Here is a 16,159-nt window from a genome sequence, read left to right as displayed (position 1 = left end):
GGGCCCGGGGGGGGGCCCCCCCCCGCCGCTTCGTGCGGGTCCTGCGCGGGCGTGCGCGAGCGTACGTGGGTGGGCGTGCGTAGGTGGGCGTGCGTGGGCGGGGTCGTGCGTCCTCGCTTCGTACGGTTCAGCTGAGCGGTGGCCCCGGTTCCGGGTTGGGCACTGGCTCCGGCCCCGGCGGGACCGGCGACGGGGAGGGCCCGGGCGGTCCCGGATGCGGGGGCGGCGGGGTCGGCTGGGGGCCGGGACCCGGAGGCTGGGGCGTCGGCTCCGGGCCGGGGCCCGGGGGCGGAGGCGTCGGTTGCGGGCCGGGCCCGGGGGGCGGAGGCGGTGGGGTCGGCTCCGGGCCGGGGCCCGGGGTCGGCACCGGGTCAGGGTGCGGCTGCGGCTCCGGGTCGGGTCCGGGAGTGGGTCCCGGGGTGGGCCCGGGCGGGACGGGATCCGGATACGGGTTCGTCATGGCGCTGTCCTCCGGCCAGTCGGTCGACATCGGCTCTGGACTTGTCCCCCGCCTACCCGAGGTCCGCCTCCGCAGTCACTCCCCCGCACGATCGGGTGGGTCCGGGGTGGCCCGAGTGGCGCAAGCGGGATGCCCGACGAGGGTCGCCGAGGGGCCGACGACGAGCCCGGGAACCGGGGACGGCGGGCGCGGCACCGAGCACGGAGCGGGCGGGCGTCACGCGAGACGTGCCGCCGCGGCGGCGGCGGCCAGTCCCGGCGCGGGGCTGGCCAGCACGGGAACCGCGGTCCCGGCCGACTCCCGGGCCGGCGCCATGGAGGCCTGGGCCAGGACGATCACGTCGGCGTCGGTGACCGCGTCGGCCGCTTCGGCCACCCGCTTCACGTAGCCCTCGGTGTCGCCGGTCTCGAACCGCGACCAGGCGTCGTCGACCACTCGGGTCCGCACCTCGACGGGACGGCCGGCACGCCGGGCCTCCTCCTCGATCAGCGCGACCGTGGGCGCGAGGGTGCTCTCCACCGCGGCGAGGACGGCGACGCGCGGACCGGCGGCCACCGCGGCGGCCGCCATCGGCCGGTCGACGCGGAGCACCGGCACACCGGCCCCGGCGCCGGCCGCCTCGGCGACCGCGCCGATGGTGGAGCAGGTGCACAGGACGGCCCGCGCTCCTTCCGCGACGGCCCGCCGCAGCACGGCTCGGACGGCGTCCGTCACCGCCTCCGGCCCGTCGCGCCTGGCCCGGTCCAGCAGTTCGGCATCGACGTGGTGCCGCAGCTCCAGACCCGGGTGCGCCTCGTCGCGCAGGGCGTCGAAGACCGGGACGTGCATGGACGAGGTGTGCAGCAGCGCCAGCACGCACGTCTCCTTTGTCGCTATGTCGTCTTGTCGCGGTCAGTCCGGGCAGGGCGGTCCCGAACCGCTCAGAAACGCTCAGGGTGCGCCACGAGCCACTCCTTGGCCGCACGCAGCAGCTCGGGGTCGGCCGCGGGCGCCTCGTCGGGGTGGCGCTCGGCCCACTTCACGACGTACGGACACAGCGGGGCGACGACCACGCCCTCACCGCGCGCGAGGGCGTACAGCTCACGCGCCAGCGAGCCCGCGATGCCCTGGCCCTCGTGGTCCGGCTCGACGACGGTGTGCACGGGGACGAGGGCCCGTTCGGGGGCGTCCAGGACGAAGTACTCGATGCGGCCGACCACCTCGCCGGCCGCGATCGCCTCCAGGCGGCCCGCCGCCCGGTCGTCCCGGATCTCGATGTCGCTCACGGCCACGCTCCTAGTCCGCGCAGATTCGGTACGTCAGGCCGACGCGACGGCCTGCGGGCTGCGTTCCTGGTCCGAACCGGGCACCGGTTCCGACGCGTCCGCGCCCAGGGCGACGATACGGTTGCCGCCGTCCACGTGCACGACCCGCGGTCGCAGCGACCGCGCCTCGGCGTCGGTGACCTGAGCGTAGCTGATGATGATCACCAAGTCGCCGGGGTGGACGAGATGGGCTGCGGCCCCGTTGATCCCCACGACTCCGGACCCCCGCTCGCCCTCGATGACGTACGTCTCCAGGCGGGCGCCGTTGGTGATGTCCACGATGTGCACCAGCTCGCCGGGCAGCAGGTCGGCGGCGTCCAGCAGATCGGCGTCGATGGTCACCGAGCCGACGTAGTGCAGGTCGGCCTGGGTGACGGTGGCGCGGTGGATCTTCGACTTGAACATGGTACGAAACACGAAGAAACTCCCGATTCGTCTGCTCCCTGCCCGCGTCCGCGGGTCAAGGGCGTTCTTCGGAGACTACCTCGGTTCGTGTGCCCGGTCAGCCGTCCCGGGCGTTCCGGGATCCACACCACACCCGCCCCTCGACGGCTCCCCTCGCTACTCCACGCGCGGCACTCCACGCGCGGCGGCGCGGCGCCCGGGCGGGGCGCAGGTGTACAGGTCGAGGATGTCCGGCAGGGGCGCGACGCCGGGGCCGCCGGCGCGGACCCAGGCGACGATGTCCTCGGTCGCCCCGGGGTCGTTGACCAGGCCCAGCCACACCGGCCGTCCGCCGGCCGCGCGGCCCTCGGCGGAGGGCTGCACGACGATGACGTTGGCCTGGTCGCACACGTCGAGGCACGCGGAGACACGGACGGGTGCCGCCGCGCGCAGGCGCTCGGTCTGGGCGGCGTGGTCGACACCGGTCACCTTGGGGCTGCCGCAGCAGCAGTCCCGGCACACGACGATGCGGCACGGTACCGGTTCCACGGGTGGTGCGGGCATGGCGCGCCTTCCCTCTCTCCGGGGAGATCCGCCCCGGTGGTTCGCGGAGGAGGCGACCGCGTGAGTCTCCTGGCTCTCGGGTCGAGGCGCGTCCCGGCCTTCCCACCCGGCATCGGGCAGTGGCCTGTCGGGAAGCGCTCGCCGATCACAGTGGCGGGACCGCGCCGGGTTCACACCGGCTTCCTCGTCCGCCGTCGCCTTGTCGCCGGCCATCATTCCATCGCGCGGTCGTCCGCACGGCAGCGGTCCGGGCGAATGTCAGCAGACAGGTCTTCCTCGTCGGCGAGTTCGGCGACCGGGCGTCCTGCGGTCCGGTGTCCGCTCGCCCGCCGGTGGCCTCCGGACACGACCGGAACCGGTCACACTCGATCACTCGTCCTGGGGCAGGAGGACGAGCGGACGGGAAGCGATGCGGGATCGGGTGGATGTGCGGGGCCTGGTGGGCCGGTTGGGCCGGGGGCGTGGGCGGGGGGTCGCGGCGGCGGCGGTGCTGACGGCCGTTCTGTTGCTGTGCCACGGGGTGGTGCCCAACGCGGTGGGCGGGCTGGGCAGTCTGCTGGAGTCGTTCCTGCCGTGGCTCGGTGCGGTGGTCGTGGTGCTGTTCGTCCTGGCGCTGGTGCGCCGCTCGGCCCTCGCGCTGGTGGCGCTGCTCCTGCCGGTGGCCGCCTGGACGTACCTCTTCGGCGGTCTGCTGCTGCCCGCGCCGGGCCCCGGCACCGCCGACCTGGTCGTGGTGCAGCACAACGTCAGCGACGAGAACGCCGACCCGGCCGGCACGGCCCGCGCCCTCGCCGGCGCCGGGCCCGACCTCATCGCGCTCCAGGAACTGGTGCCCCCGGCACTCGACGCGTACGAGCGGACGCTCGCGCCCGACTACCCGTACCGGGCGGTCCGGGGCACGGTCGGGCTGTGGTCGAGGCATCCGCTCGCCGACGCCCGGACGCTGGACATCAGACCCCGGGGCATCACCGGGGAGTGGAGCCGCGGGCTGCGGGCCGAGGTACGCACCCCGCGCGGTGCGGTCGCCGTGTACGTCGCGCATCTGCCGTCGGTCCGCGTCGGGGCGAGCGGGTTCTCGTCGTCCCGGCGCGACGAGAGCGCCGCTCTGCTGGGGGACGCCGTCGCGGCCGAGCGGCTGAGCCGGGTGATCCTGCTGGGCGACCTCAACGGCACGGTCGACGACCGCGCGCTGGATCCGCTGACCAGCCGCCTGGACGTGGCCGAGCGGGGCGTCGCGCTGAGCTTCCCGGCGGGCTTCCCGCTGGCCCGGATCGACCAGGTCATGGCCCGCTCCGCGACCGTCCGGCACCTCCGCGTCCTGCCCGCCACCGGCAGCGACCACCTCCCGGTCGCCGCCCGGATCGGACTGGGATGAACGGGGCGTACGCCGCGCCGCCGGACGGACCCGGCTCGAGGGAGCCGGAGAGCAAGCCGCTTGCGGGGCTTGCGTTAGCCTTTCGTGTGTGACGCGACGACTTGCTCAGGTGGCGAAGAAGGTTGGGGTCAGCGAGGCCACGGTCAGCCGGGTCCTCAACGGCAAGCCGGGGGTTTCCGAGGCGACCCGCCAGTCCGTCCTGAGCGCGCTGGACGTCCTGGGATACGAGCGGCCGACGCAGTTGCGGGGCGAGCGGGCGCGGCTGGTGGGGCTGGTGCTGCCCGAGCTGCAGAACCCGATCTTCCCGGCGTTCGCCGAGGTCATCGGCGGCGCGCTGGCCCAGCAGGGGCTGACGCCGGTGCTGTGCACCCAGACCAAGGGCGGCGTCTCCGAGGCCGACTACGTCGAGTTGCTGCTCCAGCAGCAGGTGTCGGGGGTGGTGTTCGCCGGCGGGCTGTTCGCCCAGGCGGACGCCCCGCACGACCACTACCGGCTGCTGGCGGAGCGCAACATCCCGGTCGTGCTGATCAACGCGTCCATCGAGAACCTGGACTTCCCGTGCATCGCCTGCGACGACGCGGTGGCCGTCGAGCAGTCCTGGCGCCACCTGGTCTCCCTGGGGCACGAGCGGATCGGCCTGGTGCTCGGCCCCTCCGACCACATCCCCTCCCGCCGGAAGCTGGCCGCCGCCCGGGACGCGGCGAAGGCCATGGGCGTCGAGCTGTCCGGCGACTTCGTCGAGCGGTCGATGTTCTCCCTTGAGGGCGGCCAGGCGGCGGCGTCCCGTCTGCTGGAGCGCGGGGTCACCGGCATCATCTGCGCCAGCGACCCCCTCGCCCTCGGCGCCGTACGCGCCGCCCGCAGGCGAGGACTCGCCGTACCCCGGGACGTCTCCGTCGTCGGCTACGACGACTCCGCCTTCATGACCTGCACCGAACCCCCGCTCACCACCGTCCGCCAGCCCATCGAGGCCATGGGACGCGCCGCCGTCGACCTCCTCTGCGCCCAGATCCAGGGCACCGAAGTCCCCCACGGCGAGCTGCTCTTCGAACCGGAACTCGTCGTCCGCGGCTCCACCGCCCAGGCGTCCGCCGGCTGACAGGACGTGCGCGCCCGGGACGCCGGGCGCCCGGGGACCGCACATTTCTTGCGGGAAATGACCGCGTTTTGCGGCTCCCCGACACAGCTCATGAAAGCCCCTGGTCCGGGGCGCCCTTTAGGACTCCCCCCGTCCTCAGCGGCACCACCCGCGTCCGGCCGCGGGCATGCCGTGCTGCCTTCTCTGTGGACGACTGAACAATTCTCTGCAACTCTCTGATCGCTCAGCGTAAATGACGGAGAAATTCGAGCGTCCACCTGATGAGCACATCCGGATGAGCCGTGTCTCGTGGCCACGCGGCACGAGGCGGAGATCGGGGACAGATCAGATGAGAAACCGGAACTGGAGATCACGTGCCGTGTGCACCGTGGTCGCGACCAGTCTCCTGGCGTGGGGAGGACCGCTGCTGTCGGCCACGGCGGCCGGTGGTGCCAACCTCGCCGTCGGGGACCCCGCGGCGGCGAGCAGCTCGCACGGCGAGTACGGCGCCGCCCACATCACCGACGGCAACCAGGGTTCGTACTGGCAGAGCGGCGGTGGCAGCCTGCCCCAGTGGGTGCAGACCGACCTCGGTGCCACCGAACGGATCGACGAGGTGGTCCTGCGGCTGCCCGCCGGCTGGGAGAGCCGCGACCAGACCCTCTCCGTGCAGGGCAGCGCCGACGGCACGAGCTTCAGCACGCTGAAGAGTTCGGCCACGTACCGCTTCTCGCCGGGGTCGGGCAACACGGTCACCGTGGGCTTCCCCGCCACGCAGACGCGGTACGTGCGGGTGCACATCACCGCGAACACCGGCTGGCAGGCGGCCCAACTCTCGGAACTGGAGGTGCATGCGGCCGGGGAGTCGTCCACGAACCTCGCCGCCGGGCGCAGCCTGACCGCGAGCAGTTCCACGGGACCGTACACGCCCGCGAACGGCAACGACGGGAACAAGGCCACCTACTGGGAGAGCGCCGGCAACGCCCTGCCGCAGTGGCTCCAGGCCGACCTCGGCTCCTCGCGCCGCGTCGACCGCGTCGTGCTGCGGCTGCCGGACGGCTGGCCGTCCCGGAGCCAGACCCTGAAGGTGCAGGCCAGTGACAACGGCTCGGACTTCACCGACCTGACCGCCGCCAAGGCGTACACCTTCGGCGCAGCGGGCGGCCAGTCGGCCACGATCACCTTCGACGCGACCACCACCCGCCACGTGCGCGTCCTGGTGTCGGCGAACACCGGTCAGCCGGCCGCCCAGGTCTCCGAACTGGAGGTCTACGGCCCGGCGTCCGGCGACACGCAGGCGCCGACCGCGCCCGCGAACCTCGCCTACACCGAACCGGCGACCGGGCAGATCAGGCTGACCTGGAACGCGTCCACCGACGACACGGCCGTCACCGGTTACGACGTCTACGCCGACGGCAGCCTCCTGACGTCCGTGGCGGGTGACGTCACCACGTACACCGACACCCGGCCCGCCGACGCCACCGTCACCTATCACGTGCGGGCCAGGGACGCGGCCGGCAACCGGTCGGCCGACAGCAACCAGGTCACCCGCCGCGCCGGCACCGGTGACACCCAGGCGCCGACCGCGCCCGCGAACCTCGCCCTCACCGAACCGGCCGCCGGGCAGATCAAGCTGACCTGGAACGCCGCCACGGACGACAAGGGCGTCACCGGCTACGACATCTACGCCGACAACAAGCTCCGCCGGAGCGTCGCCGGCGACGTGACCACCTACACCGACACGCAGCCGGCGTCCGCGACCGTGACCTACTTCGTGCGGGCCAAGGACGCGGCCGGCAACGTGTCGGGCGAGAGCAACTCCGTGACCCGCACCGGCAGCGGGAGCGGCGGCTCGAACCTCGCCGTCGGGAAGCCGATCAGCGCCTCCTCCGTCATCCACACCTACGTCGCCGGGAACGCCAACGACAACAACACGGCGACGTACTGGGAAGGGGCGGCGGGCAGCTACCCGAACACCCTCACCCTCGAACTCGGCGCCGACGCGGACGTCGACCACCTCGTCCTCAAGCTCAACCCCGACCCCGGCTGGTCCAGGCGCACCCAGAACATCCAGGTGCTCGGACGCGGGCAGGACACGACGGAGTTCAGCAGCCTGGTGGCCGCGAAGGACTACGTCTTCGACCCGGCGAGCGGCGGCAACAGCGTGACCGTACCCGTGGGGAAGCGGGTCGCCGACGTCCAGCTCCGGTTCACCGCCAACAGCGGGGCGACGGCCGGGCAGCTCGCCGAGTTCCAGGTCGTCGGTACCCCCGCGCCCAACCCCGACCTGGAGGTGACGCGGCTGACCACCTCGCCCGCCTCGCCCGTCGAGTCGGACGAGATCACCGTGTCCGCCACCGTCCGCAACAGCGGCCCGGCCGCCGCCCCGGCCGGCGAGGTCGCCCTGCGCCTCGGTGGCACCAGGGTCGCCACCGCCGAGGTCGGCGCCCTGGCGGCGGGCGCGCAGAGCACCGTCAGCGCGTCGGTCGGGGCACGCGGCGCCGGTTCCTACGAGCTGAGCGCGGTCGCCGACGAGGGGAACGAGATCACCGAGCAGAACGAGACCAACAACACCTACACGCGGCCCGAGCCGCTGGTCGTCAAGCCGGTCCAGAGCTCCGACCTGGTCGCCGCGACGGTCACCACCTCGCCCTCCAGCCCGGCCGCCGGTGACGACGTGACCTTCAAGGTGGCGCTGAGGAACCAGGGCACCCAGGACTCCGCGGGCGGCGGTCACGGCGTGACGCTCGCCCTCGTCGATTCCAAGGGCGCCACCGTCAAGACCCTGACCGGCGCGCACTCCGGTGTCATCGCCGCCGGCACCACCGCCCCGGCCGTGAGCCTCGGCACCTGGCAGGCGGCCGACGGCTCGTACACCCTGCGGGTCACCGTCGCCGACGACGCCAACGAGCTGCCGGTCAAGCGGGAGAACAACACCTCCACGCAGCCGCTGTTCGTCGGGCGCGGTGCCAACATGCCGTACGACATGTACGAGGCGGAGGACGGCACGGCCGGCGGCGGGGCGAAGGTGGCCGGCCCCAACCGCACCATCGGCGACATCGCCGGCGAGGCGTCCGGCCGCAGGGCCGTGCACCTCGACGCGACCGGCGAGTACGTCGAGTTCACCACGCGGGCCGCCACCAACACCCTGGTCACCCGCTTCTCGATCCCAGACGCGCCGGGCGGCGGCGGCATCGACTCCACGCTGAACGTCTACGTGAACGGCGTCATGAAGAAGGCGCTGCCGCTCACCTCGAAGTACGCCTGGCTGTACGGCAACGAGGCCGCGCCCGGCAACTCCCCCGGCGCGGGCGCCCCACGCCACATCTACGACGAGGCGCACCTCATGCTGGGCGAGACCGTCCCGGCGGGCAGCAGGATCCGGCTCCAGAAGGACGCCGCGAACACCACCGACTACGCGATCGACTTCGTGAACCTGGAGCAGGTCGCCGCGGTGCCCAACCCCGACCCGGCGGCGTACGTGGTGCCGACCGGGTTCACGCACCAGGATGTGCAGAACGCGCTCGACCGAGTCCGCATGGACACCGGCGGCAAGCTGGTCGGGGTGTACCTGCCGCCCGGTGACTACCAGACGTCGAGCAAGTTCCAGGTGTACGGCAAGGCCGTGAAGGTGGTCGGCGCCGGCCCCTGGTTCACCAGGTTCCACGCGCCCACGGCCCAGGACAACACCGACATCGGCTTCCGGGCCGACGCCACTGCGAAGGGCTCGTCGTTCGCGAACTTCGCCTACTTCGGCAACTACACCAGCCGCATCGACGGGCCGGGCAAGGTGTTCGACTTCTCCAACGTGTCGGACATCGTGATCGACAACATCTGGAACGAGCACATGGTCTGCCTCTACTGGGGCGCCAACACCGACCGGATCACCGTCAAGAACTCCCGGATCCGCAACATGTTCGCCGACGGCGTCAACATGACCAACGGCTCGACCGACAACCTGGTGTCCAACAACGACGCCCGGGCGACCGGTGACGACAGCTTCGCGCTGTTCTCGGCGATCGACGCGGGCGGCGCCGACATGAAGAACAACCTCTACGAGAACCTGACGACGACGCTGACCTGGCGCGCCGCCGGCCTGGCCGTCTACGGCGGCTACCACAACACCTTCCGCAACATCCACATCGCGGACACCCTGGTCTACTCGGGCATCACCATCAGCTCGCTGGACTTCGGTTACCCGATGAACGGCTTCGGCACCGATCCGACGACCTTCGAGAACATCTCGATCGTCCGGGCCGGGGGGCACTTCTGGGGCGGCCAGACCTTCCCGGGCATCTGGGTGTTCTCGGCCTCGAAGGTGTTCCAGGGCATCCGGGTCACCGACGTCGACATCGTCGATCCGACCTACAGCGGCATCATGTTCCAGACGAACTACGTGGGAGGGCAGCCCCAGTACCCGATCAAGGACACGGTCTTCACGGACGTCTCGGTCTCGGGTGCGCGCAAGAGCGGTGACGCCTTCGACGCCAAGTCCGGCTTCGGCGTCTGGGCCAACGAGATGCCCGAGCCGGGACAGGGCCCGGCGGTCGGCGAGGTCACCTTCAACGGGCTGAGGCTGAACGACAACGCCGTGGACGTACGGAACACGACGTCCACCTTCAAGATCACCCGAAACCCGTAGGCCGCTCCGGCCCGCCGGACAGCTTGACGACTGGCGCAAGTCTCTTGCGGAGGCTTGCGCTAGTCTTGCGTGTGTGACGCGACGACTTGCTCAAGTAGCGAAGAAGGTTGGGGTCAGCGAGGCCACGGTCAGCCGGGTGCTCAACGACAAACCCGGAGTCTCGGAAGCGACCCGGCAGTCCGTGCTGAGCGCGCTGGACGTCCTCGGCTACGAGCGGCCGACGCAGCTGCGGGGCGAGCGGGCGCGGCTGGTGGGGCTGGTGCTGCCCGAGCTGCAGAACCCGATCTTCCCGGCGTTCGCCGAGGTCATCGGCGGGGCGCTGGCCCAGCAGGGGCTGACGCCGGTGCTGTGCACCCAGACCAAGGGCGGCGTCTCCGAGGCCGACTACGTCGAGCTGCTGCTCCAGCAGCAGGTCTCCGGTGTGGTGTTCGCCGGCGGTGGGCTGTTCGCCCAGGCGGACGCCCCGCACGACCACTACCGGCTGCTGGCGGAACGCAACATCCCGGTGGTCCTGATCAACGCCTCGATCGCGGACCTCGACTTCCCCTGCATCGCCTGCGACGACGCGGTGGCCGTCGAGCAGTCCTGGCGCCACCTGGTCTCGCTCGGCCACGAGCGGATCGGCCTGGTGCTCGGCCCCTCCGACCACATCCCCTCCCGCCGGAAGCTGGCCGCCGCCCGGGACGCGGCGAAGGCCATGGGCGTCGAGCTGTCCGGCGACTTCGTCGAGCGGTCGATGTTCTCCCTTGAGGGCGGCCAGGCGGCGGCGTCCCGTCTGCTGGAGCGCGGGGTCACCGGCATCATCTGCGCCAGCGACCCCCTCGCCCTCGGCGCCGTACGCGCCGCCCGGCGCCGCGGACTCCACGTACCCCGGGACGTCTCCGTCGTCGGCTACGACGACTCCGCCTTCATGACCTGCACCGAACCCCCGCTCACCACCGTCCGCCAGCCCATCGAGGCCATGGGACGCGCCGCCGTCGACCTCCTCTGCGCCCAGATCCAGGGCACCGAAGTCCCCCACAGGGAACTGCTCTTCGAACCGGAACTCGTCGTCCGCGGCTCCACCGCCCAGGCGTCCGCCACGTAATCGAACCTCGACTTCTTCGGTTGACTGTCGAGCAATTACGAAATCAGCGCGAGATATTGCGTTCACTTGTTCGCGGTGGTTGAGTGAGCGGCGCCCCACAACGCATCGGCGGTGGGGCGCCTTCCTCGTTCATGCCCGAAGGGGACCACCCATGAGAAGTGCTCGGTTCCGCCGTACCCGTCGCGCCGGCGCCATCACGCTCGTCTCCGCCCTCACCCTGACCGCTCTCGCCGCGTGCGGCACGAGCAGCAGCGACGACGGCGGCGGTTCCGAAGGCGGCACCGGGTCTTCCGACCCGGCCGCTCCGCTGGACCCGAAGACCAAGGTGACCATCACCATCGACTGCATGCCCCCGGCGGCGAAGGCCGCCGAGCTGAAGGAGTGGAAGGAGGACGTAAAGGAGTTCAACAAGACGTACCCCAACGTCACCATCGAGGGCCGCTCCACCCCGGGCCAGTGCCTGGAGCCGCCGCGCTTCACCGCGATGCTCAAGGCCAAGTCGCAGCCCGACGTCTTCTACACGTACTTCACCGACCTGCCCCAGGTGCTGGACAACGACGGCGCCGAGGACATCACCGCGTACGTCAACGACAGGACCGTGCCGGCCCTGAAGGACATCGACCCGAACGTCCTCGGCTCGCTCAAGCACGAGAACAAGCTCTACGGCCTGCCCACGAGCAACTACACGATGGGCCTGCTGATCAACCGGAAGCTCTTCGAGAAGGCCGGACTCGACCCGGACAGCCCGCCGCGCACCTGGGCCGAGGTCCGCACCGCCGCCAAGAAGATCGCCGCTCTGGGCGACGGCATCGCCGGCTTCGGCGAGTACAGCGCGGGCAACACCGGCGGCTGGCACTTCACCGCCCAGATGTACAGCCTCGGCGGCGAGGTCGTGGACGCGAGCGGCAAGAAGGCGGCGTTCAACGACGAGCTGGGCAAGCAGGTCGCCGAGAACCTCCACGCCATGCGGTGGGAGGACGAGAGCATGGGCAAGACCCAGCTGCTCAAGTGGGGCGACCTCCAGAAGCAGATCGCCACCGACAAGCTCGGCATGTTCCTCGCCGCGCCCGACGACATCACGTACATGGTCCAGCAACTCGGCGCGGACTACGAGAACTTCGGCATGGGCCCCATCCCGGGCGAGAAGAGCACCCTGGCCGGCGGCAACAATTACATGATCAAGAAGGGGATCTCCGCCGACAAGATCAAGGCCGGCATCGCCTGGCTGAACTTCCAGAACCTCACCGTCGGGGAAGGCCAGTTCAACTGGGCCCGCAAGAAGACCGACAAGCTGCCGGTCGGCCTCCCGCAGCCCAACTTCTGGCTGAACGAGTCGAAGGCGAAGGACGACGCGGCGCGCATCGAGCACGCGACCATGCCGGTCGAGAACTTCAAGACGTTCATGGACAACCCGGTCCCGGGCAAGGCCGAGCCGCCGAAGGCGCAGGAGGTCTACAAGGTCCTGGACAACGTGATGTCCGGCATCCTCACCAACGAGGACGCCGACATCGACAAGCTGCTCTCCACCGCCGAGCAGCAGGTCGACCAGGTTCTGGCCACGCAGTGACCGGCTCCCTCGGGGGGCGGGCCGCACCGCCCCCCGGGGCCCATGAGATCAGTTCCGAGGAGCGACGATGTCGGCCCCCAGCATGACCCCGAGCAAGGCGGCGAGAGCCCGCCACTCCCAGCCGCCGCCGGACGGCCCGCCCCCGCCCGGCGGATCGTTCGGCAGGAGCCTGAAGCGCCATCTCACCGCGCACGGCTTCCTGATCGGCGCGGTCCTCTGCTTCGCGTTCTTCTCCTGGTACCCGATGGTCCGGGAGTTCTTCCTCGCCTTCCAGAAGACGGACCAGGGCGAGGTCTCCTGGGTGGGCCTGGACAACCTGCGCACGGTCGTCGACGACCCGGCCTTCTGGCAGGCGTGGCGCAACACCCTGCTGTTCACCGTGCTGGCCCTGGTGTTCGGCTTCGCCGTGCCGTTCGTCGTCGCGCTCGTCATCAACGAACTGCGGCACGGCAAGGGCTACCTGCGGCTGCTGGTCTACCTGCCGGTGATGCTGCCCCCGGTCGCCGCCGTGCTGCTCTTCAAGTACCTGTACGACCCCGGCTACGGCCTGCTCAATGAGGTGTTCGGCGCCGTGGGGCTGCCCGAGCAGCAGTGGCTGCAGGACCCCGGCCTGTCCATGCTCTCCGTGGTCATCGCCTCGACCTGGATGAACATGGGCGGCGCGGCCCTCATCTACCTCGCCGCGCTCCAGGGCATCCCCGGGGAGCTGTACGAGGCGGCGGAGCTGGACGGCGCCGGGCTGCTGCGCAAGATCTGGCACGTGACGATCCCGCAGACCCGGCTCATCCTCTCGCTGATGCTGCTCATGCAGATCATCGCCACCATGCAGGTCTTCGTCGAACCCTTCCTGCTCACCGGAGGGGCCGGCCCCGAGGGCTCGACCACCACCGTCGTCTACCTGATCTACCAGTACGCCTTCAACTTCAACAACTACGGCGCCGCGGCGGCCCTCGGCCTGCTGCTCCTCGTACTGCTGGCCGGTTTCTCGGCGGCGTACGTGAAGCTCAGCCGCGCCGAGGACGAGTAGCCGGGGGAAGCCACAGATGTCCACACGCACGCTCATCTCGCCGGCCCAGCTCGCCCGGCCCCGCGGCAAGGTCCTCTACTGGGTGACGTTCGGCGGTGTCGTCACGCTGTTCACCGTGGTCTTCCTCGGCCCGATGTACTGGATGGTGTCCAGCGGCTTCAAGGACACCCAGGAAGTCGTCCGGACCCCGCCGACCCTGGTACCCGACTCCTTCGAACCCGGCAACTACACGCAGGCCTGGAACGTCATGGACCTGGCCGGCCTGCTCGGGAACACCCTGTACTACGCGTTCGGCGCGCTGGCCTTCCAGCTGGTCCTCGACGTGGCGGCGGCCTACTCCCTGTCCAAGCTCCGCCCGCTGTTCGGCAAGGCGATCCTCGGCATGATGCTGGCGACACTGATGATTCCGGCGACCGTGCTGGTCGTGCCGCAGTACCTGACGGTGCTGGACGTGCCGCTCTTCGAACGCAACCTGCTCAACACGCCGTGGGCGATCTGGCTGCCCTCGGTGACCAACGCCTTCAACATCTTCCTGCTCAAGCGGTTCTTCGACTCGATCCCGAGGGAGCTGCTGGACGCCGCGTCCATGGACGGCGCCTCGCCGACGCGCACCCTGTGGTCGATCGTCCTGCCCATCTCGCGGCCGATCCTCGGCGTGGTGTCGATCTTCGCGATCGTGGGCGTCTGGAAGGACTTCCTCTGGCCCATGCTGACCCTGCCCGACCCGGCCAAGCAGACGCTGAACGTCGGCATCTACTCGCTGTCCAACGGTGTGCCCGTCAACGTACTGATCGCCGCGCTCACCATGGCCTCGCTGCCGACGTTGATCATCTTCCTGGTCTTCCAGCGCAACATCATGAGCGGACTCACCGCCGGCGGACTCAAGGGCTGAGACCCGCCCCGACCGCCCCGCCCCGGCCCGTCCCGTCAGCCTTCGCCGTCGGCCCGTCCGACGCCCCGCCCTGTCCGGGCCGGCGGCGGAGATCCACCCTGCCCGAAAGGACCGTCAGTGGCAGCCCCCACCTCGCACCGCACCGAAGACTGGTGGCGCGACGCCGTCATCTACCAGGTGTACCCCCGCAGTTTCGCCGACGGCGACGGCGACGGCACCGGTGACCTCGCGGGCGTCCGGGCGCGACTGCCGTACCTGGCCGAACTCGGCGTCGACGCCGTCTGGTTCACCCCCTGGTACGTCTCGCCGCTCGTCGACGGCGGCTACGACGTCGCCGACTACCGCACCATCGACCCGGCGTTCGGGACCCTCGGCGAGGCCGAGAAGCTGATCGCCGAGGCGCGGGAGCTGGGCATCCGCACCCTCGTCGACATCGTCCCCAACCACGTCTCCGACCAGCACGCCTGGTTCCGGGCGGCGCTGGCCGCCGGGCCGGGCAGCGCGGAGCGGGAGCGCTTCCACTTCCGCCCCGGCCGGGGGGAGCACGGGGAACTGCCGCCCAACAACTGGCCCTCCCAGTTCTCCGGCCGCACCTGGACCCGCGTCCCCGACGGCGAGTGGTACCTGCACCTGTTCACCCCGGAACAGCCCGACCTCAACTGGGCCCACCCGGAGGTGCGCCGGGAGCACGAGGACGTGCTGCGCTTCTGGTTCGAGCGCGGGGTCGCGGGCGTGCGCATCGACTCCGCCGCCCTGCTCGCGAAGGATCCGGCGCTCGCCGACTTCGAGGAGGGCGTCGACCCGCACCCGTACATCGACCAGGACGAGCTGCACGACATCTACCGCTCCTGGCGGGCCATCGCCGACGAGTACGGGGCCGTCTTCGTGGGCGAGGTGTGGCTGCCGGACGCGGAGCGCTTCGCCCGCTACCTGCGGCCCGACGAACTGCACACCGCGTTCAACTTCAACTTCCTGGCCTGCCCCTGGGACGCGGACCGGCTGCGCCGCACCATCGACGACACCCTGGCCGAACACGCCCCGGTCGGCGCCCCCGCCACCTGGGTCCTCTGCAATCACGACGTGACCCGCACCGTCACCCGGTACGGCCGCGAGGACACCGGCTTCGACTTCGCGAAGAAGGCCTTCGGCACCCCCACCGACCTGGCCCTGGGCACCCGCCGCGCCCGGGCCGCCGCCCTGCTGACGCTGGCCCTGCCCGGGTCGGTCTACCTGTACCAGGGCGAGGAACTCGGGCTGCCCGAGGCCGAGGTCCCCCGCGAGCGGATCCAGGACCCGATGCACTTCCGCTCCGGCGGCACCGATCCAGGGCGGGACGGCTGCCGGGTGCCGCTGCCCTGGTCGGCCGACGCCCCGTACTGCGGATTCGGTTCCGAGACGGAGCCCTGGCTGCCGCAGCCGGACGGCTGGCCCGCGTACGCGGCGGACCGCCAGAGCGGTGACCCGGAGTCGATGCTCACCCTCTACCGCGAGGCACTGCTCCTGCGGCGCACCACCGGCGGTCTCGGTGACGGCACCCTGCGCTGGCTGTCCGCGCCGGACGGTGTCCTCGCGTTCCGGCGCGAGGACGGCACGACGTGTGTCGTCAACCTGTCCGACGGTCCGGTCGGGCTGCCCGCGCACAGCGCGCTGCTGCTGAGCAGCGGACCGCTCGACGCGGCCGGCCGGCTGCCGCGGGACACGGCCGTGTGGCTGCGCTCCTGAGGTGACACCGGCGGCGGTCCCGGCTGCCGGGGCCGCCGCCGTCGCCGGTCGCCCCGA

Annotated in this window: 12 protein-coding genes and 1 riboswitch; of the genes, 8 read left to right on the top strand and 4 right to left on the bottom strand. The window is 71.3% G+C overall.

Translation table 11 applies throughout. The features are described from left to right. Positions 1 to 676: 676 nt before the first annotated feature. From ACFIF2_RS28070 to ACFIF2_RS28055, 4 genes are all read right to left on the bottom strand, one after another. Positions 677 to 1,315, bottom strand: coding sequence for an aspartate/glutamate racemase family protein (locus ACFIF2_RS28070; RefSeq protein ID WP_395576026.1), 639 nt, complete (start codon positions 1,313 to 1,315; stop codon positions 677 to 679). Positions 1,316 to 1,380: 65 nt separating this feature from the next. Next, positions 1,381 to 1,725, bottom strand: coding sequence for a GNAT family N-acetyltransferase (locus ACFIF2_RS28065; protein ID WP_395576025.1), 345 nt, complete (start codon positions 1,723 to 1,725; stop codon positions 1,381 to 1,383). A gap of 33 nt (positions 1,726 to 1,758) precedes the next feature. Continuing rightward, entirely contained in the window at positions 1,759 to 2,181 is a 423-nt protein-coding gene (panD, locus tag ACFIF2_RS28060; protein ID WP_395576024.1) for an aspartate 1-decarboxylase, read from the bottom strand. A 144-nt stretch (positions 2,182 to 2,325) separates the two neighbouring features. After that, positions 2,326 to 2,712, bottom strand: a complete 387-nt coding sequence (locus ACFIF2_RS28055; RefSeq protein ID WP_395576023.1) for a (2Fe-2S) ferredoxin domain-containing protein — start codon at positions 2,710 to 2,712, stop codon at positions 2,326 to 2,328. Positions 2,713 to 2,774: 62 nt separating this feature from the next. Continuing rightward, positions 2,775 to 2,900: riboswitch (cobalamin riboswitch) on the bottom strand. Between the two features lie 221 nt (positions 2,901 to 3,121). Between ACFIF2_RS28055 and ACFIF2_RS28050 the strand changes: the two genes are divergently transcribed. The 8 genes from ACFIF2_RS28050 to ACFIF2_RS28015 all read left to right on the top strand — a co-directional run bounded on the left by ACFIF2_RS28050 (position 3,122) and on the right by ACFIF2_RS28015 (position 16,102). After that, the gene (locus ACFIF2_RS28050) at positions 3,122 to 4,087 is read left to right on the top strand and encodes an endonuclease/exonuclease/phosphatase family protein (protein ID WP_395576022.1); all 966 of its coding nucleotides are present in this window, start codon (positions 3,122 to 3,124) and stop codon (positions 4,085 to 4,087) included. Positions 4,088 to 4,175: 88 nt separating this feature from the next. After that, positions 4,176 to 5,186: a LacI family DNA-binding transcriptional regulator gene (locus ACFIF2_RS28045; protein WP_395576021.1), complete on the top strand. Its 1,011-nt coding sequence runs from the start codon at positions 4,176 to 4,178 to the stop codon at positions 5,184 to 5,186. A 328-nt stretch (positions 5,187 to 5,514) separates the two neighbouring features. After that, on the top strand, positions 5,515 to 9,807 hold the full coding sequence (locus ACFIF2_RS28040) for a discoidin domain-containing protein (RefSeq protein WP_395576020.1): 4,293 nt from the start codon (positions 5,515 to 5,517) through the stop codon (positions 9,805 to 9,807). A 73-nt stretch (positions 9,808 to 9,880) separates the two neighbouring features. Then, a complete protein-coding gene (locus ACFIF2_RS28035; protein ID WP_395576019.1) occupies positions 9,881 to 10,894 on the top strand; it encodes a LacI family DNA-binding transcriptional regulator in 1,014 nt (337 codons plus the stop codon). A 151-nt stretch (positions 10,895 to 11,045) separates the two neighbouring features. Then, positions 11,046 to 12,461, top strand: coding sequence for an extracellular solute-binding protein (locus ACFIF2_RS28030; protein WP_395576018.1), 1,416 nt, complete (start codon positions 11,046 to 11,048; stop codon positions 12,459 to 12,461). A gap of 67 nt (positions 12,462 to 12,528) precedes the next feature. Further along, positions 12,529 to 13,488, top strand: a complete 960-nt coding sequence (locus ACFIF2_RS28025) for a carbohydrate ABC transporter permease (protein ID WP_395576017.1) — start codon at positions 12,529 to 12,531, stop codon at positions 13,486 to 13,488. Between the two features lie 16 nt (positions 13,489 to 13,504). Next, complete coding sequence (locus ACFIF2_RS28020) at positions 13,505 to 14,380, top strand: carbohydrate ABC transporter permease (RefSeq protein WP_395576016.1); 876 nt, start codon at positions 13,505 to 13,507, stop codon at positions 14,378 to 14,380. 117 nt (positions 14,381 to 14,497) lie between these two features. Next, entirely contained in the window at positions 14,498 to 16,102 is a 1,605-nt protein-coding gene (locus ACFIF2_RS28015; RefSeq protein ID WP_395576015.1) for a glycoside hydrolase family 13 protein, read from the top strand. Positions 16,103 to 16,159: the final 57 nt, after the last annotated feature.

It is taken from the genome of Streptomyces sp. BK79 (assembly GCF_044142145.1).
Lineage (GTDB): Bacteria > Actinomycetota > Actinomycetes > Streptomycetales > Streptomycetaceae > Streptomyces.
This window is presented reverse-complemented; position numbering and strand designations above follow the sequence as displayed.

Bases quoted from the DNA above. Each gene is read 5' to 3' on its own strand.
- ACFIF2_RS28055 (WP_395576023.1), bottom strand. From the start codon at position 2,712: ATGCCCGCACCACCCGTGGAACCGGTACCGTGCCGCATCGTCGTGTGC.
- ACFIF2_RS28050 (WP_395576022.1), top strand. From the start codon at position 3,122: ATGCGGGATCGGGTGGATGTGCGGGGCCTGGTGGGCCGGTTGGGCCGG.
- ACFIF2_RS28040 (WP_395576020.1), top strand. From the start codon at position 5,515: ATGAGAAACCGGAACTGGAGATCACGTGCCGTGTGCACCGTGGTCGCG.
- ACFIF2_RS28030 (WP_395576018.1), top strand. From the start codon at position 11,046: ATGAGAAGTGCTCGGTTCCGCCGTACCCGTCGCGCCGGCGCCATCACG.
- ACFIF2_RS28025 (WP_395576017.1), top strand. From the start codon at position 12,529: ATGTCGGCCCCCAGCATGACCCCGAGCAAGGCGGCGAGAGCCCGCCAC.
- ACFIF2_RS28020 (WP_395576016.1), top strand. From the start codon at position 13,505: ATGTCCACACGCACGCTCATCTCGCCGGCCCAGCTCGCCCGGCCCCGC.